Source organism: Rhodanobacter sp. Soil_C_14, from assembly GCF_057657335.1.
Map to the genome: position 1 here is coordinate 498,392 of NZ_JBDGIQ010000002.1, position 26,582 is coordinate 524,973.

At 66.3% G+C, this 26,582-nt stretch carries 22 protein-coding genes; 8 read left to right on the forward strand and 14 right to left on the reverse strand.

The window, feature by feature from the left end; genetic code table 11:
• Positions 1 to 2: 2 nt before the first annotated feature.
• Entirely contained in the window at positions 3 to 710 is a 708-nt protein-coding gene (locus AC3A56_RS07745) for a ComF family protein (RefSeq protein ID WP_487769909.1), read from the reverse strand.
• Positions 711 to 718: 8 nt separating this feature from the next.
• Positions 719 to 925 (reverse strand): hypothetical protein, encoded by a 207-nt coding sequence (locus AC3A56_RS07750; protein WP_007808713.1) that lies wholly within the window; start codon positions 923 to 925, stop codon positions 719 to 721.
• 148 nt (positions 926 to 1,073) lie between these two features.
• On the opposite strand from AC3A56_RS07750, the gene bioB reads away from it, so the two are divergent.
• The 5 genes from bioB (at position 1,074) to bioC (ending at position 6,155) form a co-directional block, all read left to right on the forward strand.
• The gene (gene bioB, locus AC3A56_RS07755; RefSeq protein WP_487769910.1) at positions 1,074 to 2,111 is read left to right on the forward strand and encodes a biotin synthase BioB; all 1,038 of its coding nucleotides are present in this window, start codon (positions 1,074 to 1,076) and stop codon (positions 2,109 to 2,111) included.
• 157 nt (positions 2,112 to 2,268) lie between these two features.
• Entirely contained in the window at positions 2,269 to 3,474 is a 1,206-nt protein-coding gene (gene bioF, locus AC3A56_RS07760) for an 8-amino-7-oxononanoate synthase (RefSeq protein ID WP_487769911.1), read from the forward strand.
• A 28-nt stretch (positions 3,475 to 3,502) separates the two neighbouring features.
• The gene (locus AC3A56_RS07765; RefSeq protein WP_487769912.1) at positions 3,503 to 4,498 is read left to right on the forward strand and encodes a sulfurtransferase; all 996 of its coding nucleotides are present in this window, start codon (positions 3,503 to 3,505) and stop codon (positions 4,496 to 4,498) included.
• A complete protein-coding gene (bioH, locus tag AC3A56_RS07770) occupies positions 4,495 to 5,280 on the forward strand; it encodes a pimeloyl-ACP methyl ester esterase BioH (protein ID WP_487769913.1) in 786 nt (261 codons plus the stop codon). Before AC3A56_RS07765 ends, bioH begins: the two co-directional genes overlap by 4 nt.
• Positions 5,277 to 6,155 carry a malonyl-ACP O-methyltransferase BioC gene (gene bioC, locus AC3A56_RS07775; RefSeq protein ID WP_487769914.1) on the forward strand — a complete coding sequence of 293 codons (879 nt, stop codon included), beginning with the start codon at positions 5,277 to 5,279 and terminating at the stop codon, positions 6,153 to 6,155. The genes bioH and bioC overlap by 4 nt, the downstream gene beginning before the upstream one ends.
• Positions 6,156 to 6,201: 46 nt before the next feature.
• On the opposite strand, the gene AC3A56_RS07780 is transcribed toward bioC, so the two are convergent.
• The 4 genes from AC3A56_RS07780 to AC3A56_RS07795 form a co-directional block, all read right to left on the reverse strand.
• Positions 6,202 to 7,032 carry a hypothetical protein gene (locus AC3A56_RS07780; RefSeq protein ID WP_056716620.1) on the reverse strand — a complete coding sequence of 277 codons (831 nt, stop codon included), beginning with the start codon at positions 7,030 to 7,032 and terminating at the stop codon, positions 6,202 to 6,204.
• A gap of 91 nt (positions 7,033 to 7,123) precedes the next feature.
• Positions 7,124 to 7,864 (reverse strand): hypothetical protein, encoded by a 741-nt coding sequence (locus tag AC3A56_RS07785; RefSeq protein WP_056763269.1) that lies wholly within the window; start codon positions 7,862 to 7,864, stop codon positions 7,124 to 7,126.
• A 463-nt stretch (positions 7,865 to 8,327) separates the two neighbouring features.
• Positions 8,328 to 9,506: a hypothetical protein gene (locus AC3A56_RS07790; RefSeq protein ID WP_487769915.1), complete on the reverse strand. Its 1,179-nt coding sequence runs from the start codon at positions 9,504 to 9,506 to the stop codon at positions 8,328 to 8,330.
• Positions 9,507 to 9,689: 183 nt separating this feature from the next.
• Positions 9,690 to 10,817, reverse strand: a complete 1,128-nt coding sequence (locus tag AC3A56_RS07795) for an acyltransferase family protein (protein ID WP_487769916.1) — start codon at positions 10,815 to 10,817, stop codon at positions 9,690 to 9,692.
• Positions 10,818 to 11,209: 392 nt separating this feature from the next.
• On the opposite strand from AC3A56_RS07795, the gene AC3A56_RS07800 reads away from it, so the two are divergent.
• A complete protein-coding gene (locus AC3A56_RS07800; protein ID WP_487769917.1) occupies positions 11,210 to 17,854 on the forward strand; it encodes a DUF3320 domain-containing protein in 6,645 nt (2,214 codons plus the stop codon).
• Between the two features lie 194 nt (positions 17,855 to 18,048).
• Here AC3A56_RS07800 and rhtA read toward each other — a convergent pair whose 3' ends face one another.
• The 5 genes from rhtA to pdxR form a co-directional block, all read right to left on the reverse strand.
• Positions 18,049 to 18,930: a threonine/homoserine exporter RhtA gene (rhtA, locus tag AC3A56_RS07805; RefSeq protein WP_487769918.1), complete on the reverse strand. Its 882-nt coding sequence runs from the start codon at positions 18,928 to 18,930 to the stop codon at positions 18,049 to 18,051.
• Positions 18,931 to 19,039: 109 nt separating this feature from the next.
• Entirely contained in the window at positions 19,040 to 19,723 is a 684-nt protein-coding gene (locus AC3A56_RS07810) for a hypothetical protein (protein WP_487769919.1), read from the reverse strand.
• Positions 19,724 to 19,796: 73 nt separating this feature from the next.
• On the reverse strand, positions 19,797 to 20,117 hold the full coding sequence (locus AC3A56_RS07815; protein WP_487769920.1) for a DMT family transporter: 321 nt from the start codon (positions 20,115 to 20,117) through the stop codon (positions 19,797 to 19,799).
• Positions 20,118 to 20,227: 110 nt separating this feature from the next.
• Positions 20,228 to 20,731 carry a carboxymuconolactone decarboxylase family protein gene (locus AC3A56_RS07820; RefSeq protein ID WP_487769921.1) on the reverse strand — a complete coding sequence of 168 codons (504 nt, stop codon included), beginning with the start codon at positions 20,729 to 20,731 and terminating at the stop codon, positions 20,228 to 20,230.
• Between the two features lie 77 nt (positions 20,732 to 20,808).
• Positions 20,809 to 22,230, reverse strand: coding sequence for a MocR-like pyridoxine biosynthesis transcription factor PdxR (pdxR, locus tag AC3A56_RS07825; RefSeq protein WP_487769922.1), 1,422 nt, complete (start codon positions 22,228 to 22,230; stop codon positions 20,809 to 20,811).
• A gap of 159 nt (positions 22,231 to 22,389) precedes the next feature.
• On the opposite strand from pdxR, the gene AC3A56_RS07830 reads away from it, so the two are divergent.
• Complete coding sequence (locus AC3A56_RS07830; RefSeq protein ID WP_487769923.1) at positions 22,390 to 23,010, forward strand: FMN-dependent NADH-azoreductase; 621 nt, start codon at positions 22,390 to 22,392, stop codon at positions 23,008 to 23,010.
• Positions 23,011 to 23,055: 45 nt separating this feature from the next.
• Here the strand turns inward: AC3A56_RS07830 and AC3A56_RS07835 are convergent, their stop codons facing one another.
• Positions 23,056 to 23,646, reverse strand: a complete 591-nt coding sequence (locus tag AC3A56_RS07835; protein WP_487769924.1) for a DNA-3-methyladenine glycosylase I — start codon at positions 23,644 to 23,646, stop codon at positions 23,056 to 23,058.
• Between the two features lie 79 nt (positions 23,647 to 23,725).
• Between AC3A56_RS07835 and AC3A56_RS07840 the strand changes: the two genes are divergently transcribed.
• On the forward strand, positions 23,726 to 24,607 hold the full coding sequence (locus AC3A56_RS07840; protein WP_487769925.1) for a DMT family transporter: 882 nt from the start codon (positions 23,726 to 23,728) through the stop codon (positions 24,605 to 24,607).
• On the opposite strand, the gene AC3A56_RS07845 is transcribed toward AC3A56_RS07840, so the two are convergent.
• On the reverse strand, positions 24,608 to 25,558 hold the full coding sequence (locus AC3A56_RS07845) for a pyridoxal-phosphate dependent enzyme (protein ID WP_487769926.1): 951 nt from the start codon (positions 25,556 to 25,558) through the stop codon (positions 24,608 to 24,610).
• On the reverse strand, positions 25,555 to 26,556 hold the full coding sequence (locus tag AC3A56_RS07850) for an aldose epimerase family protein (RefSeq protein WP_487769927.1): 1,002 nt from the start codon (positions 26,554 to 26,556) through the stop codon (positions 25,555 to 25,557). Before AC3A56_RS07850 ends, AC3A56_RS07845 begins: the two co-directional genes overlap by 4 nt.
• Positions 26,557 to 26,582: the final 26 nt, after the last annotated feature.

A 26,582-nucleotide genomic window follows, 5' to 3' on the forward strand; every position in this document is an offset into this window, starting at 1 on the left:
TCTTACCGGTTGCCGGCCCGCGCCAGCGCCCACACGTCGACCTGCCGCACGCCGGCGCGGCGCAGCACGCGGGTGCATTCGGCCAGGGTGGCGCCGGTGGTCATCACGTCGTCGAGGATCGCCACGTGCGCAGGCAGGGTGACGCCTTCGCGCAGCGCGAATGCGCCGTGCACGTTGCGGCGACGGGCGACGGCGTCGAGTTCGGTCTGCGCGGTGGTGGAGCGACGGCGCAGCAGGGCATCGTGCGACAGCGGCACGCCAAGCTTGCTGGCCAGCGGGCGGGCCAGCTCCAGCGCCTGGTTGTAGCCGCGCCGACGCAGGCGGCTGCGATGCAGGGGCACCGTCAACAGCAGCTGGGGCAGCCGGGGCGGTTGCGGTTCGCGCTGCCACAGCATCGACAGCACGCGGCCGGCGGCGAGATCGGAAGAAAACTTGTAGCGCGATTCCAGTCGATCCAGCGGCCAGCCGTAGCGGAAGGGCGCCCACGCGCTGTCCCATGGTGGCTGGCTGCGCTGGCATTCGCCGCACAGCGCCGCCGGCGTGGCCAGCGGCAGTGCGCAGCGCGCGCAGCAACTGCCGTTGCGGGGCAATTCGGCGGCACAGGCGTTGCACAGATCGATGTCGTGCTCGCCGCGGGCGTTGCACAGCAGGCAACGCAGGGGCAGCACGAAACGCTGCAGGGTTCGCCACGGCGTGGCCAGGAAGTTCATCCGGGGGCTCAGCGCGCGGGCTTGTACAGTGCTGCGTCGAGGATCGACCACAGATGGATCAGCCAGCCCAGCAGCACGATCCACAACACCGCCGCCAGCACGAACATGATGATCGCCTTGAGCAGACGCCCCTGCACCAGCTGGCCCAGGCCGGGAATGAAAAAACTGCAGATCGCCGCGAGCACGTTGCCCGTACTGCCTTGCCCTTCACTCATCCGACCGCCCCCAGTTGGTATCGCGAAGGCGCGATGGTAGCGGGAGCGGAGCGCCCAAGTCTCGTCAACTTCACTTGATATCGTTCGGTTGACACGCCTCGGGGCGGCTCCCACACTCTCGCGCTTGTTCCTCAGCGAGTGGTATTCCATGGCCGAAACCGTTCTCCGTCACGACTGGAGCCGCGCCGAGGTGTCCGCGCTGTTCGCGCTGCCGTTCAACGAACTGCTGCATCGCGCGCATACGGTGCATCGCCAACACCACGACCCGAACGCGGTGCAGGTGTCCACCCTGCTGTCGATCAAGACCGGCGGGTGCCCCGAGGACTGCGCCTACTGCCCGCAGGCGGCGCGCTACGACACCGGCGTGACCGCGCAGAAACTGATGGACGTCGACGATGTGCTGGAACGCGCCCGCGCCGCCAAGGCCGCCGGCGCCAGCCGCTTCTGCATGGGTGCGGCATGGCGCGGCCCGAAGGATCGCGACATCCCCAAGGTCGCCGCGATCGTGCGCGCGGTGAAGGACCTGGGCCTGGAAACCTGCGCCACCCTGGGCCTGCTCGGCGACGGCCACGCGCAGCAGCTCAAGGACGCCGGCCTCGACTACTACAACCACAACATCGACACCGCGCCGGAGTTCTACGGCGAGATCATCCACACCCGCGAATACCAGGATCGCCTGGTCACCCTGGAGCAGGTGCGCGACGCGGGCCTGAAGACCTGCTGCGGCGGCATCGTCGGCATGGGCGAGACGCGCGAGCAGCGCGCCGGCCTGCTGCAGGCGCTGGCGAACCTGCCCGAGCATCCGCAATCGGTGCCGATCAACCAGCTGGTGCCGGTGCCCGGCACGCCGCTGGGCGATGCCGAGCCGCTGGATCCGTTCGAGTTCGTGCGGGCGATCGCGGTGGCGCGCATCCTGATGCCGCTCTCGATCGTGCGTCTGTCCGCCGGTCGCCAGCAGATGGACGACGCGGTGCAGGCGCTGTGCTTCTTCGCCGGCGCCGGCTCGATCTTCTACGGCGAGAAGTTGCTGACCACCGGCAACCCGGACGTGGAAGCCGATCGCGCGCTGTTCCGCCGGCTCGACCTGCATCCGATGGAGGTGGTCGAGAGTGCAGGCACCGTGCATGCGGACATCGGCGAAGGCGCCAGCTGCGGGCAGGGTTGCGGCTGCAGTGCGGCGGCTTGAGAACACCCCACCCCAACCCTCCCCTGCGACCGAAGGAAGTCCCTTTGGGGCATGCAGGGGAGGGAGCACAGCGTGCAGCACCGGCTTGGCTCCTCCCCCTGCATCGCAGGGGGAGGTTGGGAGGGGGTGCTCTTCACCCTGCACAGTACACTGACCCATGCCCCGCCCTGACCTCCTGCATCGACTGGCCGTCCAGACGGCCGAACGCGAAAGCGCCAAGCTGCGCCGCCGCCTGCGCACCATCGACCGCGCCGACGGCCCGTGGCTGGAGATCGGCGGCCGGCGCCTGCTGTCGTTCTGCAGCAACGACTACCTCGGCCTCGCACAACATCCGCAGCTGATCACCGCGCTCAACCGCGCCGCCCGCGAGGAAGGCGTCGGCAGCACCTCGGCGCATCTGATCTGCGGGCATCGCCGCGAACACGCCGAGCTGGAGGAAGCGCTCGCCGCCTGGAGCGGACGCGAACGCACACTGCTGTTCTCCACCGGCTACATGGCCAACCTCGGCGTGCTGCAGGCGCTGCTCGCACGCGGCGACGTCTGCGTGCAGGACAAGCTCAACCACGCCTGCCTGCTCGATGGCGCCAAACTCAGCGGCGCCGAGCTGAAGCGCTATCCGCACGCCGACGTGGACGCCGCGGCGCGGCAACTCGCCGCCCACCCGACCACCGCCGCCCTGCTCGCCACCGACGGCGTGTTCAGCATGGATGGCGACGTCGCGCCGCTGCGCGAGCTGGCCCAGCTGTGCGCGCGCGAGCAGGCCACCTTGCTGGTCGACGATGCGCACGGCTTCGGCGTGCTTGGCGACGACGGCGCGGGCAGCCTCGGCGCCGCGAACCTCGGCCAGCATGAGGTGCCGCTGCTGATGGCCACACTGGGCAAGGCGCTCGGCTGCAGCGGCGCCTTCGTGGCCGGCTCGGCCGCGCTGATCGAGGGGCTGGTCCAGTTCGCGCGACCGTACATCTACACCACCGCGATGCCGCCGGCGCTGGCCGCCGCGGCGCTGGAAGCGGTGCAACTGGCGCAGAAGGAAGCGTGGCGACGCGAGAAGCTCCTGCGGCTGATCGCTCGCTTCCGCCGTGGCGCCGCCGAACTCGGCCTGCCGCTGGCGGCCTCCCCCAGCGCGATCCAGCCGCTGTTGCTGGGCAGCGCCGACGCCGCGCTGGCCGCGGCGCAAACGCTGGAACGCCAAGGCCTGCTGGTCACCGCGATCCGTCCGCCGACCGTGTCCGCGGGCCAGGCGCGGCTGCGCATCACGCTGTCCGCGGCGCACGAGGAGGCCCACGTCGACCGGCTGCTGGCCGCGCTGGAAACACTGCGTCTGCCTGCCGCACCCCGGGCAGCCGGCGGCGACCCCGTATAATCGCCGCCTGCTCCGCCGATTCCCCCGCATGTCGATCGTCAACATCTCCGCCTACAAGTTCATCAGCCTGGACGACCTGCCCGCGCTGCGCGAGCGGCTGTTCGCGTGCTGCGAGGCGCTGGCGCTGAAGGGCACGATCCTGCTGGCGCCCGAAGGCATCAACCTGTTCCTCGCCGGCAGCCGCGCGCAGATCGACGGCTTCATGGCCAGCCTGCACGACGACTCCCGCTTCGCCGACATCACCCCGAAAGAGTCGCTGTCCGCCGAGGTGCCGTTCGGCCGCCTGCGCGTGCGCATCAAGCGCGAGATCATCACCATGCGCCTGCCCACGATCCGCCCCGAAGGCGGTCGCGCGCCGGCGGTCGATGCGCCCACGCTGCAGCGCTGGCTCGACCAGGGCCACGACGACGACGGCCGCGAACTGGTGCTGCTCGACACCCGCAACGACTACGAGACCGACCTCGGCAAATTCCCGCAGGCGGTCGACTACCGCATCGCCAGCTTCACCGAATTCCCCGCCGCCATCGCCGCCGACCGCGCGCGCTACGACGGCAAGACCATCGTCTCGTACTGCACCGGCGGCATCCGTTGCGAGAAGGCCGCACTGCACATGCAGGACCTGGGCCTGCAGCACGTCTACCAGCTCGAAGGCGGCATCCTGAAGTACCTGGAACAGACTGACGGTACGCACTGGCAGGGCGATTGCTTCGTGTTCGACGGCCGGGTGGCCGTGGATAAAGCGCTCCGGCCTTCGCCTCCTCTTCCTGCGATTGACGAGAGGGAACACGCTGAGGAAAAGGCTGATTCGAAGCGCGTACCACTCCCTCTCCCCCGCGGGGAGAGGGCTGGGGTGAGGGGCCACGCCGAGGAAGAAGCTGATTCAGAGCCGGCTTCGATCGACTTCCCAGCGAGCACGCGCCCCTCATCCCGACCTTCTCACCCGCAAGGGGACTCCCCAAGGGTCGCCCCAAGGGGAGAAGGGGCGAATGCAACAAGCGCGATGCTTCATGAGGGCGAGGCATGAGCCTGTACATCGACCAGCGCGGCCACGGCCCCGTGCCGCTGGTGCTGCTGCACGGCTGGGCGATGCACGGCGGCGTGCTGGAACCGCTGGTCGAGGCGCTGGAAGAACAGTGCACGATGCATGTGGTCGACCTGCCCGGCCACGGTCATTCGCGTGACTGCGGCCTGCCGCTGGAACCGCGTGCCTGCGCCGAGGCGATCGCGAAACTCACGCCGCCGGCGATCTGGCTGGGCTGGTCGCTGGGCGGCATCATCGCGCTGACCGCGGCGCTGGAGCTGCCGCGGCAGGTGCGCGGCCTGGCGATGCTGTGCGCCACGCCGAAGTTCGTGCGCGACGCGAGCTGGCCGCACGGCAGCGACGACAAGCTGGTGCATCAGCTGGCCAGCGATCTGGAAACCGACTACCACGCCACGCTCGAGCGCTTCCTCGCGCTGGAGGCGATGGGCAGCGCCGACCCGCGCGCCGAACTGCGCCACCTGCGCGAACTGGTGTTCGCCCGGGGCGAACCCGACCTGCGCGTGCTGCAGGAAGGCATCCGCATCCTGGAAACCAGCGACCGGCGCGCCGCCCTGCCCGACCTCGGCGTGCGCAGCGCGTGGATCAGCGGCCGCCGCGACCGGCTAGTGCCGCCGCAGGCGATGCAATGGTCGGCCAGCCAGTGCGGCGGCACGTATACCGAGATCCAGCAGGCCGGCCACGCGCCGTTCTTCGGCCACTCCGACGCGGTGGTGCAGGCGCTGCAGCCACTGCTGGCCCCTTCTTCCCCTGAGCAGGTTCGATGAGCGATTTCCACCTCGATCAACAGCGCGTGCGCCGCAACTTCGGCCACGCCGCCAGCAGCTACGAACAGCACGACGCGCTGCAGCGCGAGGTGCAGTCGGCGCTGCTGGAACGTCTGGACTTCTATCTGGAAACACCCGCGCGCGTGGTCGACGTCGGTGCCGGCACCGGCCGCGGCACCGCGCTGCTGAAGCAGAAATATCCCAAGGCCGAGGTGATCGCGATCGACCTGGCGCTGCCGATGCTGCACGCCGCCAGGCAGCACAACAGCTGGCTGAAGCCGTTCCGCCGCGTCTGCGCCGAGGCCACCCAACTGCCGTTGGCCGACCACAGCGTCGACGTGCTGTATTCCAACCTGTGCTTCCAGTGGGTCGACGACCTGCCCGCGCTGTTCGGCGAATGCATGCGCGTGCTGAAGCCTGGCGGCTTCATGGCGTTCTCCAGCTTCGGCCCGGATACCCTGAAGGAACTGCGCGCGGCCTGGGCCGACGCCGACCAGCAACCGCACGTGGCCCGCTTCCTCGACATGCACGACGTCGGCGACGCGATGCTCGCCGCTGGCCTGCGCGATCCCGTGCTGGACGTGTTCCGCTACACCCTCACCTACAGCGAACCGCGCAAGCTGCTGGAAGAACTGCAAGGCCTGGGCGCCACCAACGCCGACCGCGCGCGCTCGCGCGGCCTCACCGGCAAGGCGCGCTACCAGCGCATGCTGGCCGCCTACGAAACGATGCGCGTGGAAGGCCGCATCCCGGCCACCTGGGAAGTCGTCAGCGCCCACGCCTGGGGCCCGCCGATCGGCCAGCCACGCCGCGTTCCCGGCGGAGAAGTGGCCACGTTCTCGCTCGACAGCTTGCGTGGCTCGCGGCGCAAATGACGCATGCCGCGTGCGGGTTCCGCGCTGTCGCGCGGAACCCGGTCGATCAGAAGCTGTACTTCAGCGACGCACCCACGCCGTAATCCGGGCTGCCGTTGGCGAAGCCGGCGAGCGCGTAGGTCTGCAGCCGCAAACTTTCGTTGAACTTGTGGTTCCAGTAAGCCGTGACCTCGCTCTGCGGGGCGCCGGTATCGGCAATCCGCTCGCGGTAGTAGTAGTACGCACCGACGTCGTCGCTGGGACTCAGCTTGTAGGCAGCGCCGATGTTTGCATTGAAGCCGTTCTTCAGCTGGATGTACTGCGAACTGCCGTACTTCATCCAGCCCACGCCGCCGAACGCGGTCCAGTTGCCGCTCACCTTGTAGGTATCCAGCGAGAGGCCGTAGTCGTTTTTGCCCGTGCCCAGGCCCTTGTTTTCGTCGGCGGTGCCAAACTTCACCTTGCCGGTGAGATCCAGCCCGAATGTGCGGTCGGCACTGCCGAACAGCTCGTAGCCGGCCGATGCGGTGATGTCGCCCAGGCCCGAGGCCGAGCCACTGGCCGCGCTGCCCGGCGCGGGAATCACGCCACCATTGCCACGGCCGCGCCCATTCGGGTTGCCGTTGTTCACCTTGCCCACGCCGGGGATCACGTTGCCGGCGCCGCTGATGTTGATGTACGGCACAGTGAGCTTGAACGTCCAGCGGTCGGTCTGGTATGCCGCCGTCACCGGTAGCGACCAGATGTCCGTGGTGGTGTCGGTACCGTATTTGCCGCTGCTGTAGTCGGCACCCGCGGCAAGACTGAACTGACCGCCGCTGGCCGTGGCGGCGTGCGCCGCCGGCGCACCGATCAACAGCAGTCCGCCGACGATCATCCAATGGTGTGGGTTGTGCATGTAACGAGGTTTCCTTGGCTGCAGAAAGAATGGCCGCAGGCCCGGCATCACGCCGGGCCCGCATGCTTTGCGACACGTGGGGGAAGCGGACTCAGCCGCCCGGGCGACCGGCGTGATCGGGACGCTCGGGGCGCTCAGGGCGCTCGGGCCGGCTCGGACGATCAGGACGATCGACCTTGGCCACTCGCTCTGGCCTGGTCGGGCGATCGGCGCCATGGGCCTTGGCCAGTTCGACTTTTTCCACATGGGCGTGCGCGTGTCCGTCCGCAGCGGCACTGCCGACCGCGTTCGGCGAGCGCATCACCTCGCCCAGCTTGAAACCCTCGGCCTGGGCGATCTGACCCCAGCCCGCGCCATCGGCACGCTGGGCCAACACGCCCTTCATGTCGATGCTGGTGCCATCGGCCAGCACCAGGGTGCCTCCATTCAGCGCCGCCTCGACTTCGGTGGCGGTCGGATCGGTGATGCCGTCTTTGGCGAGCGTCGCTTCGGCCAGCGACAGCGCGATCTTCACGTTGCCGTAGCCCATCTGGCCGGTGGCCGGCGTGAACGTGGTGCTCGTCGTGGTCGTGGTGCCGTCGGCGTTCGTGGTCACGTCGTCCAGCGTGATCTCGCTGCCGTCGCGCAGCCCGCTGACCAGCGCCTGCGCATTGGCATCCGAACCGGCGAACCCGGTGAACGCCGTGCTCAGCCGGGTCGATTCGTGACTGGCGCTGCTGGTGGACACGGACGTATCCGGTGGCGTGGCGGTCTGCGCCATCACTGGCGCGACGGACAGCGCGCCGAGTACCGCTACGCAGATCAGCGTGGACTTGAAATGACGGGATTTCATGGGATCGCTCCGAAGGATGCAACGATGGCGGAATGCCTTGCGAGACGATGCGGCGGGGCCTCCATGCCACCGGTATCGACCCTGCACGTGCGGGCCCGCTTGCCGGCAGCGTCTCTGCGCGCATCTTGCGCGTTGTGCATCCGGGCCCACAAGCGACCATGCGGCGTTCGTTCAGCATGCATTTCACACGCCGGACGGTGATCGTCTTCGCCTCATCCAATTGTGTGAGCGGATCGACACTTTCGGCCGTATCGCGGTCCGCGCATGGGCGACACGAAACTTCCTGCGCCACGAAATTGCTGGTGCATCCACCGTCTTGAAAACGGCGGGCGGCGGCTTCGGCGAACCCTCCGACCGATCGGCATCGGCCGCGAACAAAGGATTCACAGCGCAGGGAAATCATGGATGGACGTCCAGACGTCTGAATCGATGAACATCGGGTCGACCGGAGTTCCCCTGGCCTTCATCGCGCCGGTGTATAGGAGGCGGGAAACATCACGGTGCGGCAGATGTAGTCGTCGCTGGACATGGGACGGTCGAGCTGGGTGGTGACCCCGACCATGTGCTGCACCTGTTTCGAGACGTGCGGCTTCGGCTTGGCCACGAGTTTGTCGTACACCCGATCGCTGGCCACATCGGTGATCTTGTCCATCACCATGCCGACACCGACCTTGGTGGCGATTTCCGCGGCGGGGGCTGCGACCAGCCTGGCCGCGATCGGCATGGCCAGCTTTTCCAGCCGGTCGCCCAGGGGGATGGCCGACATGCCGAGACCGACGACGGTGGAGGTCAACGACTTGCCCAGGCTGTCGCCCTTGGCCACGCCCACGGCGAAGGTGGTGAACGCATTCCACGGCGTGGTGATCATCAGCAGCGCCGGCTTGCTCATCGCCGCGCCGCCGGGGGCGAGTTTGGACATGATCGGAATGGCGTTGACCATGAAGGTTCCGGTGGCCTGCAACAGGCCGGCGCCGATGCTGCCCCCGTCGCTCCAGGAAACGCCCTTGGACAGCACCGAGTCTTCGTAAGTGGCCAGTCCCTTCAGTCCCGAGCCCATCGCGGTGACACCAAGGCCACCGGCAGCCGATAGCCAGCCACCGGCGCCAGCCGCCGTCGCGGCGCCAGCGGCACCGGCCGAGCCCGCACCAGCCACGGCCGCTGCGGCAGTGCCAGCCGTGGCCACCGAAGCGGTGACCAGCAGGACCGCCGCCGCCCCATCGCGCACATACCTGGCCACGGTGGCGGCGCCGCCGAAGAAATTGACGTGACTCTCCATGCTGCTGGCGTTGTCCCGCGCCACCCGGTGTTTCTTCGCGGCCAGCCTGCGGGTGTACAGATCCAGCTCGTCCTTCATCTGGATCAGCTGGTTGAAGACGCTCGTCCCGTCTTCCAGCGACGCCCGGGTAAGCCCATCGTAGGCTTGTTCGGCACACCGGGTCTTCTCCGCATCGAAGTTGGCGAAGTCGATTTCGACGTTGCTGATATGCGGGCCGATCGAGTACCAGGGCGTCTTCTCGGGCACCACGCGAGCCCGCTCGTCCAGCAGCTGCGCGTACGCATATTGCTGGCACAGCAGCCACAGCCCCTCCTGCTGCAGGAACCACTCCTGCCGGCGGGCGTCGGCGAATTTCATCCAGGTCATCGCAAGGTCCTCCTGACGGGCGTCGCCGCCGTGGCCGATGAACCGATGGTTCGGCCAGCCCGATGCGATGTCACGTTACGAACCGTCACGAAGCGTTATGCCGCCTTACGGACGGCCGCCCGACGCCGAAGCGGCTTGCCGTGACAGGGCATCCGACGGCCTGGCGGGCTGCGCCGACGCGATTCAGAGAGCCGCGGCAGCCGACGGCAGGGGCGTCGACCGCCGGGCATCGATGCGCTCGCGCCAGCGCAGGAACGGTCGCTCCACCACGTAATGCAGCGCGGCGCCCACGGCCAGCACGCCGATGGCATATACGGCGAACGCCGCCATTCCGTGCATCTGCCAGGGCTGCACGAGCCACGTCGCCACCGCATGCAGCGCGAGCTTGTGGCTGAGGTAGAGGCTGTAGGAGATCCGCGCCAGCCAGCCCGCGCCCGGCAGCTTCCAGCGCGCCGGCAAGCTGGTGGCCAGCAGCACCCAGATCGCCAAGCTCAATGACAGCAGCGGGTAGCCGAGCACGCTGGGCCAGAAGTCCAGTCGCTCACCGAACAGCCACCACGCCAGCGCGAACAGTGCCGCGCCGGCCAGCAGCAGGCGGCCGCGATGCGCCTGCCAACGTGCCCACGCCTGCGGCCGGCCGACCCGCAGCGCCGCCAGCGCCACGCCCGCCAGCAAGCCATCCAGCCGCGCCCAGGTCGGGTAGTAGATGCCTTCGACGAAACGCAGGCCGAACGCCGGCCCGTCCACCTCGCGCAGCGGCGCCATGTCGTGCAGCCACACGTAGCCGCGCACGATCATGCCGAACGCGACCACGCCCAGACCGAGCGCCAGCGCGCGGCCCATCGAGGGTCGCCGGGTCATCCAGAAGGCCAGCCACGGGAACAGCAGGTAGAAATGTTCCTCCACGCACAGCGACCACGCGTGCGAGAACGCCCGATTGTGCTGGTAGTCGATCAGCAGGTTGAGGGTGAAGCTGAGGAACTGCCACGCCGGCTGCAGGCCGGGCGCTTCGCGCAGCAGCGGAAAGGCGAGGTAGACCGCCAGCACCGCCAGGAACGCCGGCAGGATGCGGAACGCCCGGCGGCGGTAGAAATCGCGCCACGCCAGCGGCTCGCCGCGCGCCAGCGGCGCCAGCAACTGGTAGCCGATCAGGTAGCCGCTGAGCACGAAGAACAGGTCCACGCCCATCCAGCCGTAGTTCGACAGCCAGGAAAAATGCTCGCCGACGCCGCCCACGATGTAGGAGTGGAACAGCATCACCCAGACGATCGCCCAGCTGCGCAGCAGGTCCAGTCCGGGGAGTCGCTGCATGAGGTTTCCTGGTATCGGGGTGAAACGTGGAAGGTTGCGAGTCTGACAAGACGGCCCGCGTCGATGCGGGCAAAACCGGGGCAACCGGCGGGCAATCGTGTGACGGGGGCTAGGCAGGTTCGCCCGTCAGCAAGGCCGCAGTCGTCGATGAAGCGAAGGCAAGCTGCCTACACCCACGAAGAACGAGAGCGGCACCGGTTTGCGTACGGGAAAATGCGACACTCCTGCATGCTCGTGTTCTGCCTTTATCCCTCAGCCACTAAGACCCATATGTGGCATGAGGTTTGCTTTGGCATCAGGCAGCTACTTGTGCACAGTACCAAGGCTCCCGCAGCTTGGCCGCACGATGCATCTATTCAAGGCACGCGAATCGAAGCCAGGAGGGGGCAAGGATGACGCAGGAGCAGCAGCAAGAAAGTGTGGCGCCTCATGAGGAACCGCTTCGCATCGAAGCGACTCTTGCCACCAAGCTCAATCTGGCGGCATTTCAGAACGCAGTTCCAGTGATCATTGGTCTGGCAGTCGTCAACGACACCGATGCCCGCATTAGCGATCTTGAATTGGGCGTCACCTCCGAGCCAACTTTTTTTCAGCCGAAAACCTGGCGAATCGATGAACTGGTCGCGCGCAGCCGCTACCAAGTCCCGATTCCGGATATCGCATTGGACGGCAGTCTGCTCAGCCGCCTGACCGAAGCCGAGACGGCGACGGTTTCCTTCGCGCTCCGCACCCTCGGTGCAGAAGCCAACATAGTGACGCAATGCGACGTAAAACTGGAATTGTTGCCGCGCAATCAGTGGGGTGGTCTGTCAAGCCTTCCAGATCTAGTGGCTGCCTTCGTCCAGCCCAACGAACCAGCGGTGGAACGTCTGCTCAAACAAGCAGCAGAGGTACTGCGCAAGGGCGGCAAGAGCTCTGCATTGGACGGCTATGCAGGTGGTGCGCGCCGTGCCTGGGAGTTGACCTCCGCCATCTGGAGCGCCGTGGCGTCGATGAAACTGGATTACGCCCTGCCGCCGGCGAGCTTCGAACACTCAGGGCAAAAGGTGCGTGGCGCTTGGCAGATCGGCGAATCCGGGCTCGCCACCTGTCTGGACTCGACCCTGCTGTTTTGCTCTGCATTGGAACAGGCTGGACTCAATCCGCTACTGGTGTTCACGCATGGTCATGCGTTCGCGGGGGTCTGGCTCAAGAACGAACAGTTCTCGACAACTGTCGTCGACGACGTGACCGCGCTGCGCAAACGAGTACGACTCAAGGAGTTGGTGCTATTCGAGACCACCCTGATCACCCATCACCCGGTGCCATCGTTCTCCTACGCCACCGAACGCGCAGATCAGCTGATTGCCGAGAACCACGACGAAAGCTTCGAACTCGCGGTGGACGTCCGCCGTGCGCGTATGCAGCGTATCAAGCCACTGGCAAGTGCCGAAGCAGCACCACATCAGGCAACAGGCGTGGCTGTCGACACATCTGACACCGAACTCGGCATCGAAGAGGCTCCCGATCTACCCGATGAGTCCACGGCGGCTGTCGACGTTGAACCGGCAGAACTCAACCCAAAAGATCGTCTTGCGCGCTGGCAGCGCAAACTCCTGGACCTTTCGCTGCGCAACAACCTGCTTAACTTCAAGGAGGGCAAACGCGCGCTTCGTCTCGACGTGCCGGACCCTGCTGCACTGGAAGACCTTCTCGCAACCAACGAAACGTTGAAACTTCTGCCACGACCCGACCTCATGACGGGCGTCGATCCTCGTGATCAGGCGCTATACGAGGAACGTGAACGCGAAAACGTACGCCGCCAGCATGCACTCGATGCTCTTAGGCGGCGCGAAGTCTTCGTCGGCCTCCCCCAGCAGGATCTCGAAGCCCGCCTGATTGACCTATACCGCACTGCACGCACCTCGCTGCAGGAAGGTGGTGCCAACACGTTGTATGTCGCACTAGGCTTCCTGTCGTGGACCCGCGAGGACCGCGATGACCGGCGCTACCGCGCGCCTCTGATCTTGCTCCCCGTGACCTTACAGCGGCATAGCGCGCGCTCCGGTTTCACCTTTGTACTCCACGACGACGAACCGCGCTTCAATCCCACGCTGATTGAAATGCTTCGCCAGGATTTCCGACTCGGGCTGGGTATCGCAGAAGGGGAACTGCCTCGGGACGATGCGGGGCTCGATGTCGACAAGATATGGAAAAACGTCGAGCACGCCATCAAGGACATCAAAGGCTGGGAAGTGAGCCGCGAAGTCGTGCTGTCCACGTTCTCCTTCGCGAAATATTTGATGTGGAAGGATCTGGCAGAACGCACGGATCAGTTGCGAAAGAACTCGGTCGTGCGCCATTTGCTCGACACACCACGCGACCGCTTTGACTCAAGCATCTCCTTCCCGGAAGCCACCCGTCTCGACAGCGACTTCCCCCCTAGCCAAGTTTTTTGCCCATTGGCTGCTGATTCGTCACAACTATCGGCCATCATGGCCGCTGCGCACGGCAAGAACTTCGTCCTGATAGGACCCCCGGGAACCGGCAAGAGCCAGACCATCGCCAATCTCATAGCGCAGTCGGTTGCCGAGGGAAAGCACGTGTTGTTCGTTTCGGAAAAAATCGCGGCTCTCGATGTCGTCTATCGCCGTCTGCGCGAAGTAAAACTCGGTGACTTCTGCCTCGAACTGCATTCAAGCAAAGCTAGGAAAACTGACGTCCTCGCCCAACTGAACTCTGCGTGGGAGGCGCGCGGGAAGGTCGACACTGGCGCCTGGCAAGCACAGGCCGAACATCTGGCTGAATTGCGCCGCGCATTGAACGGGTACGTTCAGAGCCTGCACCGCCGATACGACAACGGATGGTCGATCTATGATGCCATCGGGCAGCTCAGTGCGGGCACGGAACTGGACGGGCTCAGTTTTTCCTGGACATCTTTCACCACGCATGATGCGGCCACCATGACTGCTATGCGGGACGTCGCCGACCGGCTGGAGGTGAATGCGCAATCCGTCGGATACGAATCACTCACGACTCACGCTCTAGCCACCATCGGGCAAGCGGAATGGTCCCCGAGCTGGCAGCAACACACCATCGACGCCGCACGAAAGACGCTTCCTGCCGTGCGTGCGATGCAGCAAGGCGTTGTGCGGTTTGCGCAGGCCATCGAGCTACCTTTGCCAACACCAGATCGGCGGGCCGTGCAAGCGCTGGAACAGCTTGCCCTGTGCCTACCGACTGCGGCAGGCCGCGACTGGCGTTTCGTGCTGCTCCCGGATGCACGCAATATCTCGCGGCGCCTGCAGGAAGGTATCGAACTGATAAATCGGCATCTTGACCTGAGTTCGCGTCTGTCTGTGTCATGGCCCGGGGAGGTCGTCGACGCCTGCGAACGTGGTCTGCAGCACATGGATAAACATCGCCAGTTGCTCGATCAACTGGCCGAACCGTGGCCAACATCCACCGTGACAGGTCTGAACAAGGGATTGGCACTGATCGCCCGGCTCGACCAGGCCACGAAAAATCTCTCGGTCGGCTATGCCACCGATATCGAGCAAATCGACATCTCCACCTTCCAGCAGGAATGGACCCGCGCCGAGCAGTCGATCTGGCCTAAATCCTGGTATCTCAAGCACCGCGTCACAGCCCGTCTATCCGCAGCAACCATCGGCAACGGCAAACCCGATGTTGCCAGGGACCTGACAACTTGGGCCGACATTCGCGATTTGCGCGCGAAGATTATCGAGCTCAATCCGGGCACCGCATCAACAGATGTCTGGAAAGCCTTGGACAGCAAGCCCCAACACATCCGTTGCGCCTTGCGCTTCCAGCTCGCGCTTGCGGCCGCTCGACAGCAAGCAACTTGGGAAGATCGTGGCTTTGAAACCATCGCCGACGGCAGTTGTGGCCAACGTCTACGTGCGGAGCTTGCCCGCATGCGCGCGGTGCGCCTTCTGGAAAGGGAGATCGACAAGCTTGCAGATCTGCAGGCCAACACAGCATCGCTGTGGTTGGGACTTTCGACATCCGTGGATAAACTTCGCGCCGCGCTGGCATTCCAGCGCGAGCTGCGTCAGTTGCGCGAGGAAGGCAGCCTTGACGGAACTCACGACGCGATCGGGCGTGGCGAAGCTGGCGATGCCATGTCCGCCGACTGGAAGCTGTTGAACGAACGCTCGCGGATCGAAAAGTCCCTGGGTGAACTCGATGATCTACGCAGCATGACTGGCGGCATCTGGAACGGGCTGCATACCCACGCCGAGGATGTAGCGAACGCACTGAGCTTCCATGCGCAAATCACCGCTTCCATCGCGGGCCTTGCAGCGACGCCGGAAGGTCTTGGTCCGGTCAAAACAACACTCCATCACCTCCTCGGCGACGCCAACAGTCTGCTGGAGTCGGGTGGCCCGATCGTCGCCGAAGCGCGCGCGCTGCTGAATGCAGCGGAGCTGCTGCCGAGACTACTCACCGAACTGGCGACCACAGCCTGCTTTACCGAAGATGGCCGCGCTCAACTGGGCTCGCTCTCGCTCGATGACGTGCGTTCTCTATGCGAGGGCATCATTCAATCCGAACCACGCCTTCGCGCTTGGACGGCTTGGCGCCGCATCCGTGCTGAGGCGATCGGCCTTGGTCTCGCACCACTTGTCTCCGGCATGGAGAGCGGCGCCGTAGGCCTTGGTAACGTACGTCGCAGTTTTGAGACCAACTATTGTCGTTGGTGGCTTAATGCGGTGGTGGACAACGAACCCGTCATTCGGGATTTTGTCAGCGCAGAACACGAGAAGCGCATCCGGGACTTCCGCGAACTCGACGAACGATTCACGACCCTAACCCGTGACTGGCTGCGCGCGCGCCTTTGTGCCGATCTGCCCGACCCGGAAAGCGTCGACCGCGCATCGGAATGGGGGACGCTGCGTCATGAAATCAGCAAAAAGTCCCGCCATCTGCCACTGCGCGAGTTGATGTCGCGTGCGCCCACAGTGTTGACCAAACTCACTCCCTGCCTGTTGATGAGCCCATTGTCGATTGCGCAGTACCTGCCGCCAGATGCGAGCACGTTCGACCTTGTCGTGTTCGATGAGGCTTCGCAGATTCCTGTTTGGGACGCCATCGGCGCGATAGCGCGAGGCAAACAGGTCGTCATGGTTGGCGACCCCAAGCAACTGCCGCCAACGTCATTCTTCGACCGCACTGGGCCCGATGCTGAAAGTGACGACGAGGACGTCGAAGGCGATCTCGAAAGCATTCTCGACGAATGCATCGGCGCCAACCTGCCCATGCGTAATCTCAACTGGCACTATCGCAGTCGCCATGAGAGCCTGATCGCGTTCTCCAATCAGCGTTACTACGAAAGCAAACTGGTTACGTTCCCTTCTCCGGTAACCAACGACCAGGCTGTCAGCCTGCATCCCGTGATTGGCGTCTATGAGAAAGGTGCATCGCGTACAAACCCCGCCGAGGCCAAAGCACTCGTCGCCGATATCGTCGCGCGTCTGCGCTCGCCCGGTTTCAGGGAGAGCCGACTTACCATCGGTGTTGTCACGTTCAATGCCGAACAACAACGCCTGATTGAGGATCTTCTCGACGAGGCGCGCCGGCAGGATCCATCGCTCGAATCCTACTTCGAGGAGGCCGCACTCGAGCCTCTCTTCGTCAAGAATCTCGAAAGCGTCCAGGGTGACGAGCGCGACATCATGTATTTCTCGATCACCTACGGTCCGGACCGCGCCGGACTTCTCTCGATGAACTTCGGGCCACTGAATCGCCAAGGGGGAGAGCGCCGACTGAACGTCGCGATCACACGGGCTCGCCATGAACTCCGTGTATTCGCGAGCCTGCATGCCGAGCAAATGGATCTTGCACGCACCAGCGCAGCGGGAGTACGCGACCTCAAGCATTTCCTAGAATTTGCGGCGCGTGGCTCCCGTGCCCTTGCTGAAGTCACATCAGGAAGTCGCGGTGGGTACGACAGCCCCTTCGAGCAAGCCGTTGCTGACGCACTGGCAAAGCGCGGCTGGCATCTGCACACCCAGATCGGCGTCTCGCAGTTTCGTATTGATCTGGGTGTGGTCGACCCAGATGCACCGGGGCGCTATTTGGCCGGCATCGAATGTGACGGCGCCACCTATCACCGTAGCGCTACTGCACGTGACCGCGACAAGCTGCGCGAGCAGGTCCTGCGCGGCTTGGGCTGGGAGATTCTGCGTATCTGGTCAACTGACTGGTGGATCGATCCCACCGACGTTGTCGAGCGCATCGACAAATGCCTGCAAGATCTTCTCGGCGTGGTCCGCGCACATCGTGCCGAGGAGGCCACACGCATCAAAGCCGAGCTTGAAGCTCGCGAGGAAGCTTCGCGGCTGGCAGCCGAAGCTGCACTCGCGCAAGCGCTCGAAGCCGCCGGACATGATGCTGCCGTAACGACCACCAGCTCCGTGACCAGGCCAGATCCGAATTTGTCCGAGACCACCGCATCCACATCACATGTCATCGAGGCTGCGTATGCGAAATCACTTACCGACGAACCGGACGTTCCTGCAACGCAAACAGGCAACACGTATTCCGAAGCCGACCCGAGTGAAGCCGTGGATCTTGTGGAACCAGACAGGTTCTTCGCCGATTCCTATACGCCCTCGTTGACCCGGATGATCACCCACGTCATCAACCATGAAGGCCCCATTCTCGATGTCGTCCTGGCTCGCCGCATCGCCAGGGCACATGGCTGGCTTCGTACGGGCGGACGTATCCGCGATCGCGTCATCCTTATCGCAAATCAAGTACACCAGAGTTCAAGCGAAGATGTCGGAGCCTTTTTCTGGCCCTGCGATCAAGGCTCCAGTGCCACACTCGCTTTTCGCCGCCCTATCGATGAAAACAATATTCGTTCGGTCGACGAAATCTGCATTCAAGAGCTTGGCGCGTTAGCCCATGAAATGAGAGCTAAAGGAAAGCTCGGAGAAGAAGCCCTCTACGCTATGACCCACGCACTGGGGCTGCAAAAGCTCGGGGCCGCAAATAGGGGCAGGCTAGAGCAGGCCATGCAGCATGAGTGACCCTTCGTTCCGAACCACCATTTGTCCAGCGCTCTGCTTTGACGTCACCCAAAAAGCACTCCGCAGGGTGACCGTCAATCATGCAAATGAACCCAAGAGCGGACATTAGTTAGTGGCGCCGAGATCTACTCTTTTCATTAAGCTGCACGCAGCGGTGGACGAAGCAAACGCAGGAAGGCCGTTGACGAACCTGCTCAGTTGAGCGGCGGTTCGGCCACCGGCCGGCGCACGCTGAGTGCCGTGCCGGCCGCGGCGACGATGATCGCCACGATCGCCAGCCACTGCAGCAAGCTCAGGTGTTCGCCGAGGAAGCCCACGCCGGCGAGTGCCGCGATGGCCGGTTCCAGGCTCAGCAAGGTACCGAAGCTGCGCGTGGGCAGGCGGGTCAGCGCCAGCATCTCCAGCGAGTACGGCAGGGCCGAGCTGAGCACGGCCACGCCCAGCGCCAGCGGCAGCAACGCAGGCGCGAACAGCGCGCTGCCGGCGTGCGCCACGCCGAACGGGATGGCCAGCAGCGCCGCGATGCAGGTGCCCAGGGTCACCGTGTCCGCGCCATGCACCGCGCCCGCCTTCTGGCCCAGCACGATGTACAGCGCCCAGCCCACGCCGGCGGCCAGCGCGTACATCACGCCCACCGGATCGAGCGCCTGCGCCTGCCCGCGCAACGGCAACAGCAGGGCCAGTCCCGCCAGCACCAGGGCGATCCACGCAAAATCCAGCCAGCGGCGCGAGCCGAACAGCGCCAGCGCCAGTGGCCCGGTGAACTCGAGCGCCACCGCGATGCCCAGCGGGATCGTGCGCAGCGACATGTAGAACACCAGGTTCATCGCGCCGATCGACAGGCCGTAGCCCCACAGCGCACGCGTATCGCGCACTCGTCGTGGCGAGCGCCAGGGTCGCCGTATCAGCAACAGGATCAGCGCGCCCAGGCCCAGCCGGCACGCCGTGGCGCCCTGCGCACCGATCAGCGGAAACAGCTGCTTGGCCAGCGCGGCGCCGCACTGGTACGACACCATGCTGACCAGCAGCATGGCGACCGCGAACAACACCGGGGCGTAATCGGAACGTGGGGACACGGGTGGGGGCCGACGGGGACAACGGTGGCCATGATGCCTGCGACGGAGTCGGCCGCCTACTGCCGGCAACCGGTCACCGCGCAAGGGACGTCAAAAACGACGCCACGCCTCAGTGACGCGGCTCGTGGCCGTCGTCGCCGCTGTCGCCAGCGCCGAGGCCCACGCCCATGCCGCTCGCGCCGCCGCCCATGCCCTTGCCGCCGCCCCTGGCGCCATCCTTCGCACCACCATCGCCCTTGCCGCGCGACGCAGGCATCCGGGTCGGACCCTGCTGCGGGATGGCCAGGCCGGAGGGTACCGACTCCAGGTCCAGCACCCGGCGGATGAAGTTGCGCAGCGACGCGACCAGCTCGGCCATGTGGGCGGGGCGCCCGGCGACCATGTCCGCGGCGGCCTTCGCCGCCAGCTGCACCTGTTCTTCGGTGCCCAGCAGGATGATGTCCGACAACGCCGCCTCGACCGCATCGCGGATGCGGCGCGAACGGTCGCTGCCGGCGCCTTCGTGGCCGGTCGGTTCAGCCGCCGCATCACCACCCGGCTCGGCCCGGCGGCGCAGGTCGCGCAGATGGCTGGGATCGACCGCGAGATTGCCGGTGAAGGAACCGCCCAGCGTCTTGTACGCGGCGATCAGCGTGCGCAGGCGTTCGTTGATCTGCCGGTTCTCGCGCTCGCGCCGCTGCTGGATCGTCTGCATCGCCAGCAAGCGGATGCCGACGCCGATCAGGGTGATCACCGCCAGCCCGAACAGGGTCGACAGCAGGGTCTGCCAGGAACTGAAATCCAGGTTGCGCATGGGTGGGCTCCGCAGACTCGAGGGCCCAGTCTATTGCCTCCGGCCCGCGGCCTGCAGCGTGGCGCGCCCGCCCTCAGCTTCCCGAAACGAGCTTCAATCCGATGACGCCCGCCAGGATGAGCGCGATGCAGAGCAACCGCAGCGGCGCCGCGGAATCACCCAGCACCACCATGCCGAGAATCGCGGTGCCCGCCGCACCGATGCCGGTCCACACCGCATAGGCGGTCCCCACCGGCAGGGTGCGCAGCGAGAACGAAAGAAGAAACACGCTCGACAAGCCGGTGCCCACGGTGAACAGCGCAGGCAGCCAGCGCGTGAAGCCTTCGGACCACTTCATCCCGAAGGCGAAGGCGATTTCGAAGATGCCGGCGACGCCGAGCAGTAGCCAAGCCATGAGTCATCGACTCCGTTTGTGGATTCGCCGGGTGTCGTGGCCTGGCGAATGGGGTGAGGTCCCCGTGCGCGGCAGGGCCGCGCACGGGGCCGGTTCGCCGGCGGCTCGCCTCAGGCGATCGCGGCAACCGCCGCCGGGGTCGACCGGAACGCGATGCCGAACCGGTTGAACGCGTTCATCAAGGCGATCGCATAGGTGAGATCGGCGAGCTCCCTGTCGCCGAATTCGGCGGCGACGGCCTCGTAGTCGGCATCGGGAACGCCGGTGTCGGCCGCTCGCGTCACGGTTTCCGCCCAGGCCAGTGCACGGCGTTCGCGGGCACTGAACAGCTTGCCGGCGTCGCGCCATGCCGGCACCAGGACAAGCTTGTCCACCGCCAGTCCGGACTTGAGCAGGTCGCGGGAATGCATGTCGATGCAGTAGGCACAGCCGTTGAGCTGGGAAACCCGCAGGTAGACGAGGTCGACCAGCTCCCTGGGCAGGCTGCTTTTCTGAAGCGTGAGGTACACCCCGCCGAAAGCCTTGTAACCCTCGGGGGCGGCCTTGGCGTAGTCGATGCGGCTGGTCATGAGGAATCCTTGCATGCGTTGATGAAGGACTTCATCGTGCTGCATCTTGGCCTACATCGTGAGAGCCATGATTGCAATTTCATGCTGGGCCATGCTCTTTCGTCCGGCCGAGTGCCGCCTTCTCACATCAGCTTCAACAGGCGCCGCGCCAGGCCTTCGGCGGTACGCCGGGAATCGATGTTGGTGAAGTTGAGCAGCAGGGCCGAGGCGCCCTTGCCGCCCACGAACCAGTCGGTCAGCGCCTCGCCGTACAGCCCCTCTTCGTGCATACGCGCAACGAGGCGGCGGTCCGACCGTTTGCCCTGCAGGCGCAGGATCAGATGCATGCCGCCCGGCTGCGGGTCGATGCGCACATGTTTCCCCAACACGTTCTCCAGGCCGGCGGCGGTCGCTTCCCGACGCTCGGCGTAGAGCTTGCGCATGCGCTGGACATGCCGCGCGAAGTGTCCTTCGCGCATGAAGGCCGCGACCAGCGCCTGGCTGAGCTGGGGACTGCCACCGGCGAAGGCCTGGCTGACCTGTTCAAACCGTTCGACCTGCGTTTCCGGCACGACCAGATAGGCCAGCCGGATGCCCGGAAACAGCACCTTGCTGAAGGTGCCCGCATAAAGCACCCGACCATCGCGATCCAGGCTCTTCAACGCCGGCAGGGGACGGCTGACGTAGCGGTACTCACCGTCGTAGTCGTCCTCGACGATCCAGGAGCCGGTTCGTGCCGCCCAGTCCAGCAGCGCCAGTCGTCGAGGCAGCGACAGCGACACGCACAGCGGACTCTGATGCCCCGGCGTGACCACGGCGGCGCGTGCCCGCGGCGCGCTCTTCAATCCATCGGCGACGACCATGCCCTCCCCGTCCACCGCCACCGGGACGGCCGTCATCCGCATGAGCCGCAACAACTCCCGCGTGGGCGGGTAACCGGGGTTTTCGAGCCAGACGCGATCGCCCGCCTTCAGCAGGGCATGGGCGATCAATTCCATGCTGTGGCGGTAGCCCGACGTCACGAAGATCTGCGACGGCGAGCAGTCGATCCCCCGCGACACCTGGAGATAGGTGGCGATCTCGCCGCGCAGGTTCGGCAGGCCGCATACCGGCGGATGCACCATGTCCGGAGGCTGCATGGCGCGCACGCAGCGCGCGCCCAGGCGCGCCCAGATCTTCCGGGGAAACGCATCGAGGGCGGGCAGGCCCATCTGGAACGGCAGGATCGAATCCGGGCGGAAACTGGTCGTGGCAACACGGCTGTCGGGTCGGCGCACCGTGCCCGCCACGGGCGCCTGCAGCCGGAGGTCCGGCGTCACCACGGTGCCCGCCTGGCCGCGGGCCTGGATATAGCCCTCGGCAGCCAGCAGCGCATACGCCGTCTCGATCGTGCCCCGGGCCAACCCCAGTTCCGTGGCCAGCGCGCGCGCCGAAGGTATCCGGTCACCCGGCTTCAGCAGCCCGCTGGCGATGGCGCCCCGAAACCGGTCGTAGATCTGCCGGTAGAACGGTTCGGCCGCCGCCGGGTCCAGCGGCGAGATGGTGCGGCTTTTCGCGACGCGCATGGCTCGGCCCATTCCGCAGATGGTTCGCGAACGAATGTACCACCGCGCGTCGAGACGGCGGCAATCATGGCCTGATCAAAATCTCCATTCATGGACCTTGGAGGCAGGCCATGCCATGCCTAGCATGAAGGCTCCATCGTGACATCACGGAAGCGGCTCATGAAAATCCTGCACGTCACCTGCAGCCCGCGCGGGCAAGACTCCGAAAGCCATCGGCTCTCGCAACGGATCATCGGATCACTGCGGCGGATCATGCCGGCGTCCACGGTGATCCGCCGGGACATCAGCGACAGCGCGCTGTCGCCCATCGACGAGGACTACGCCGTTTCCCAGCAGGCGGCAGCGGACATCTCCGGGGAAGGCACGGCTGCCTGCTCCCACGAACTGATCCGTGAGCTGGAAACTTCCGACATCGTGGTGATCGGCACGCCGATGCACAACTTCACCGTTCCCGCCGCGCTGAAACTGTGGCTCGACCACGTGGTCCGGGTGCGTCGGACGTTCGATGTCGGCAGGGACGGAAAGGTCGCCCTGCTGAAGGACCGTCCGGTCTTCGTCGCGGTGTCCTCGGGTGGAAGATTCTCCGGCCCTGGCGCGCGCCAGCCGGATTTTCTCGTGCCGTATCTGCAAGCCATCCTGGGCATGATCGGGCTGCACGACCTGACCTTCTTCTCCGTTCAGGGGACGGCGTTTGGCCCCCAGGCCGTCGCTGAAGCCCGTGCCAGGGCGGAGCAGGCCATGCAGGATCACTTCTCGACCGCGGTCCCGCCCTGCACATGAAGCCGCGCCGTGGCGGCGCCAGCGCGATAGACAGCGATCGGTCGCTCAACGTCCCTCGGCGCAGGCCTTGTGCCGGAAGCAGCCCACCAGGTGATCGTTGATCATCCCGGTGGCCTGCAGCAGCGAGTAGCAGATGGTGGTGCCCACGAAGCGGAAGCCGCGCTTCTTCAGCGTCTTGCTCATGCGGTCGGACAGTTCGGTGCTGGCCGGCACCTCGGCCTGCTCGCGCCAGCGATTACGCAGCGGCTTGCCGTCGACGAAGGACCACAGCCAGACGTCCAGACTGCCGAATTCCCCAATCACCTTCTGCGCGGCGACGGCGTTGTCGCGGACCGAGGAGACCTTGAGGCGGTTGCGGATGATGCCGGGGTCGAGCAGGCATTTTTCCAGCTCGCGATCGCTCATCGCGGCCACCCGGGCGATCTCGAAATCGTGGAAGGCCTTGCGGTAGTTGTCGCGCTTGTTGAGCACGGTGCGCCACGACAGGCCGGCCTGGGCACCTTCCAGGCAGAGGAACTCGAACAGGCCGCGGTCGTCGTGCAGCGGCGTGCCCCATTCGGTGTCGTGGTAGTCGCGCATCAGGGCGTCGCCGGCGGCGGCCCATTGGCAACGGTGCGGTTCGGTGGTCTTGGTCATGGCGGGCACGTGCTCACGAGGTGCCGCACAAGCTAACCCAGCCCGCTAGACTTGTCGCCCCATCCGCGCCCGGTTTCCCATGTCGCCCTCGCCCTCACGCGGCGCGCTGTCCGCGCTGTTCGTCACCATCCTGATCTGGGCGTACAGCTGGGTCGTGATGAAACAGGTGCTGGCGTATGCCGGCCCGTTCCATTTCGCGGCGCTGCGTTACCTGCTCGGCGCTGCCGTGCTGTTCGGCGCGCTGCTGCTGTCGCGGCAATCGCTGCGGCCACCGCCGCTGTTGCCCACCCTGCTGATCGGCTTGTGCCAGACCACCGCGTTCCAGGGGCTGGAGCAATGGGCGCTGATCGGCGGTGGCGCCGGCCATGTCGCCCTGCTCGCCTACACCATGCCGTTCTGGGCGGTGCTGCTGGCCTGGCTGGTGCTGGGCGACCGGCCCACGCGACGCCACTGGATCGGCGTGGGGCTGGCGGCGATCGGGCTGCTCTGCATCATCGAACCGTGGCATGACCTGGGCAGCGCGCTGAGCACCACGCTGGCAATCGCCGGCGGCGCGGCCTGGGCGGCCGGCACGGTGCTCAGCAAGCGGATGTTCCAGCGGCACGCGCCGTCGGTGCTCAACCTCACCGCGTGGCAGATGCTGCTGGGCGGCGTGGCGCTGGGCGCGATCGCGCTGGCCGTGCCCGAGCGGGCGATCGAGTGGAACGCGGCCTTCGTCGCGGGGCTGGCCTACAGCGTGCTGCTGGCTTCCAGCCTGGCCTGGTGGCTGTGGTCGATCGTGCTGCAGCGGCTGCCGACCACGGTCGCCAGCATTTCCAGCCTGGGCGTGCCGATCGTCAGCGTGCTGCTGGCCTGGCTGATCCTGCACGAGCAGCCGTCGATGATGGAGCTGCTGGGCATCGTGTTCGTGCTGGCCGGGCTGGTGGCGGTCAGCGGCGTGGGTGCGAAACGCCGCACCTGATCACCACGGCAACGCGGCGAGATCCACGTTGCCGCCGGTCAGCACCACGCCGACGCGCTTGCCGGCGAAGCGTTGCGGCTGCTGCAGGATCGCCGCCAGCACGGTGGCGCTGGACACTTCCACCACCTGCTTCAGTTCGGACCACAGCAACTGCATGGCCGCGATGGTCTCCGCGTCGCTGACGGTGATCACCTCGACATGATGAGCGCGCAGCGCGTCGAGGTTGCGCTCGCCGATCAGGGCGCGCAGGCCGTCGCAGACGGTGTCGGGCACCACGCTGGTGACCCGCGTGCCCCGGGCCAGCGAACGCGCCGCGTCGTCGGCGCCCAGCGGCTCGGCGCCGAACAGCGCCAGCGCCGGGTCGAGACCGTGGGCGGCGATCGCCACGCCACTGGCCAGGCCGCCACCACCGACCGGGGTGATCAGCGCGTCCAGCGCGCCGGCCTGCTGCAGCAGTTCGAGGGCGAGCGTGCCCTGCCCGGCCATCACCCGCGTGTCGGCATACGGATGCACCAGCTCGGCGCCGGTGTCGCGCTGCACTTCGGCGCACTTCGCCTCGCGGGCCGCCTGGGTCGGCGCGCAGCGATGCAGGATCGCGCCGGCGCGCTCGATCGCCTCCAGCTTGGCGCGCACCGCGCCCTCGGGCACCACCACGTGGGCGGCGATGCCGCGGGTGGCTGCGGCCAGCGCCAGCGCGTTGCCGTGGTTGCCGGAAGAATGGGTGACCACGCCGCGCGCCGCCGCGGCGTCGTCGAGCGACCACACGGCATTGCAGGCGCCGCGGAACTTGAACGCCCCGCCACGCTGCAGGTGCTCGCCCTTGAAGTGCAGCTCGGCGTTGGCCAGCGCATCGAGCCGGGCGCTGCGCAGGACCGGGGTGGGTCGCGCGTGCGGAGCGATGCGTGCGGCGGCATCGCGGATGTCGTCGAAACGAGGCAGGGCATCTTTCACGATTCGATCTCCACGCCACAGCGGAAAGTGCGCTCGGCGCCCGGCTCCAGCCGGATCGCCGCGGCGCATTCGGGACGGTTGAAGGCGTCGGCCATGTACTCCATCGGCTCCAGCGCGATCGCGCGGCGCGCATCGCGGCTCACCGTGTCGGCGGTGAACGCGTGCATCACGCCGCGCTCCTGCCACACCGTGACGGCGAAGCCACTGGCCGGATCGACCAGGCGGGTGCGGATGCGGCCATCGGCGTCGGCCGCCAGGTCGGTATAGCCCTGGTCGAGGATGCTGTCGCCGATCAGCCGCGGCCGACGGAAATCCAGCGCCGGCGCATCGTCCAGCGGTACATGCGCCTCGGCGCCGGCCAGCGCGATCAGGTCGGCGCCGGTGCGGATCAGGGTCTGCGCGGGAACCTGCAGTTGCCAGTCGTCGACCTCGCCATCGGCCACTCGGAAGTACGGGTGCCAGCCGAAGAAGCACGGCGCCGCGCTGTCGCCGACGTTGCGCATGACGGCCTCCAGGCCGAGTCCGGCGTAGTCGAGGGTGAACGTCACCGCCAGGTCGATCGCGTGCGGATAGCCCGGCTGCGGGCGGATCGCGCTGGTGCGCAAGGTGACCCGGGCGGCATCGTCGTCCGCACCGAGATCGGCGACCTCGAACACCGCGTCGCGCACGAAGCCGTGGCGGCTGGCCCGATCGGCGCCAGTGACGCCCGGATCGAGATCCTGCGGCTGGCCGTCGAAGTCATAGCGCGCATCGGCGATGCGGCCGGCGAACGGCACCATGATCGCGAAGCGCGAACCCGGCCGGTGCACGATCTCGCTGGCGTCTTCATAGCCGGCGGCGAGGTCGCGGGTTGTGCCGTCGACATCAGCCTCGAAGCTGAGCAGGGCCGCGCCACGTCGCGCGATGCGGACACAGCGGCCGCCGTCGACGTCCGTCAGCACCACGATGTCCTGATCGCCAAAGCGGCTGAGCCCGGCGGTGTAGCGCGTCGCACCCATGGGATTTTCCTGTGGTTTAACAGGTG

Coding starts and splice junctions, on each gene's coding strand:
- pdxR (WP_487769922.1), bottom strand. CDS start 22,230: ATGCGCGTCGCGAAAAGCCGCACCATCTCGCCGCTGGACCCGGCGGCG.
- AC3A56_RS07765 (WP_487769912.1), top strand. CDS start 3,503: ATGTCGATCGTCAACATCTCCGCCTACAAGTTCATCAGCCTGGACGAC.
- AC3A56_RS07800 (WP_487769917.1), top strand. CDS start 11,210: ATGACGCAGGAGCAGCAGCAAGAAAGTGTGGCGCCTCATGAGGAACCG.
- AC3A56_RS07810 (WP_487769919.1), bottom strand. CDS start 19,723: ATGCGCAACCTGGATTTCAGTTCCTGGCAGACCCTGCTGTCGACCCTG.
- AC3A56_RS07745 (WP_487769909.1), bottom strand. CDS start 710: ATGAACTTCCTGGCCACGCCGTGGCGAACCCTGCAGCGTTTCGTGCTG.
- AC3A56_RS07820 (WP_487769921.1), bottom strand. CDS start 20,731: ATGCAGCACGATGAAGTCCTTCATCAACGCATGCAAGGATTCCTCATG.
- AC3A56_RS07795 (WP_487769916.1), bottom strand. CDS start 10,817: ATGCAGCGACTCCCCGGACTGGACCTGCTGCGCAGCTGGGCGATCGTC.
- AC3A56_RS07835 (WP_487769924.1), bottom strand. CDS start 23,646: ATGACCAAGACCACCGAACCGCACCGTTGCCAATGGGCCGCCGCCGGC.
- AC3A56_RS07840 (WP_487769925.1), top strand. CDS start 23,726: ATGTCGCCCTCGCCCTCACGCGGCGCGCTGTCCGCGCTGTTCGTCACC.
- AC3A56_RS07815 (WP_487769920.1), bottom strand. CDS start 20,117: ATGGCTTGGCTACTGCTCGGCGTCGCCGGCATCTTCGAAATCGCCTTC.
- AC3A56_RS07850 (WP_487769927.1), bottom strand. CDS start 26,556: ATGGGTGCGACGCGCTACACCGCCGGGCTCAGCCGCTTTGGCGATCAG.
- bioH (WP_487769913.1), top strand. CDS start 4,495: ATGAGCCTGTACATCGACCAGCGCGGCCACGGCCCCGTGCCGCTGGTG.
- bioF (WP_487769911.1), top strand. CDS start 2,269: ATGCCCCGCCCTGACCTCCTGCATCGACTGGCCGTCCAGACGGCCGAA.
- AC3A56_RS07785 (WP_056763269.1), bottom strand. CDS start 7,864: ATGAAATCCCGTCATTTCAAGTCCACGCTGATCTGCGTAGCGGTACTC.
- bioC (WP_487769914.1), top strand. CDS start 5,277: ATGAGCGATTTCCACCTCGATCAACAGCGCGTGCGCCGCAACTTCGGC.
- AC3A56_RS07830 (WP_487769923.1), top strand. CDS start 22,390: ATGAAAATCCTGCACGTCACCTGCAGCCCGCGCGGGCAAGACTCCGAA.
- AC3A56_RS07780 (WP_056716620.1), bottom strand. CDS start 7,032: ATGCACAACCCACACCATTGGATGATCGTCGGCGGACTGCTGTTGATC.
- bioB (WP_487769910.1), top strand. CDS start 1,074: ATGGCCGAAACCGTTCTCCGTCACGACTGGAGCCGCGCCGAGGTGTCC.
- AC3A56_RS07790 (WP_487769915.1), bottom strand. CDS start 9,506: ATGACCTGGATGAAATTCGCCGACGCCCGCCGGCAGGAGTGGTTCCTG.
- AC3A56_RS07750 (WP_007808713.1), bottom strand. CDS start 925: ATGAGTGAAGGGCAAGGCAGTACGGGCAACGTGCTCGCGGCGATCTGC.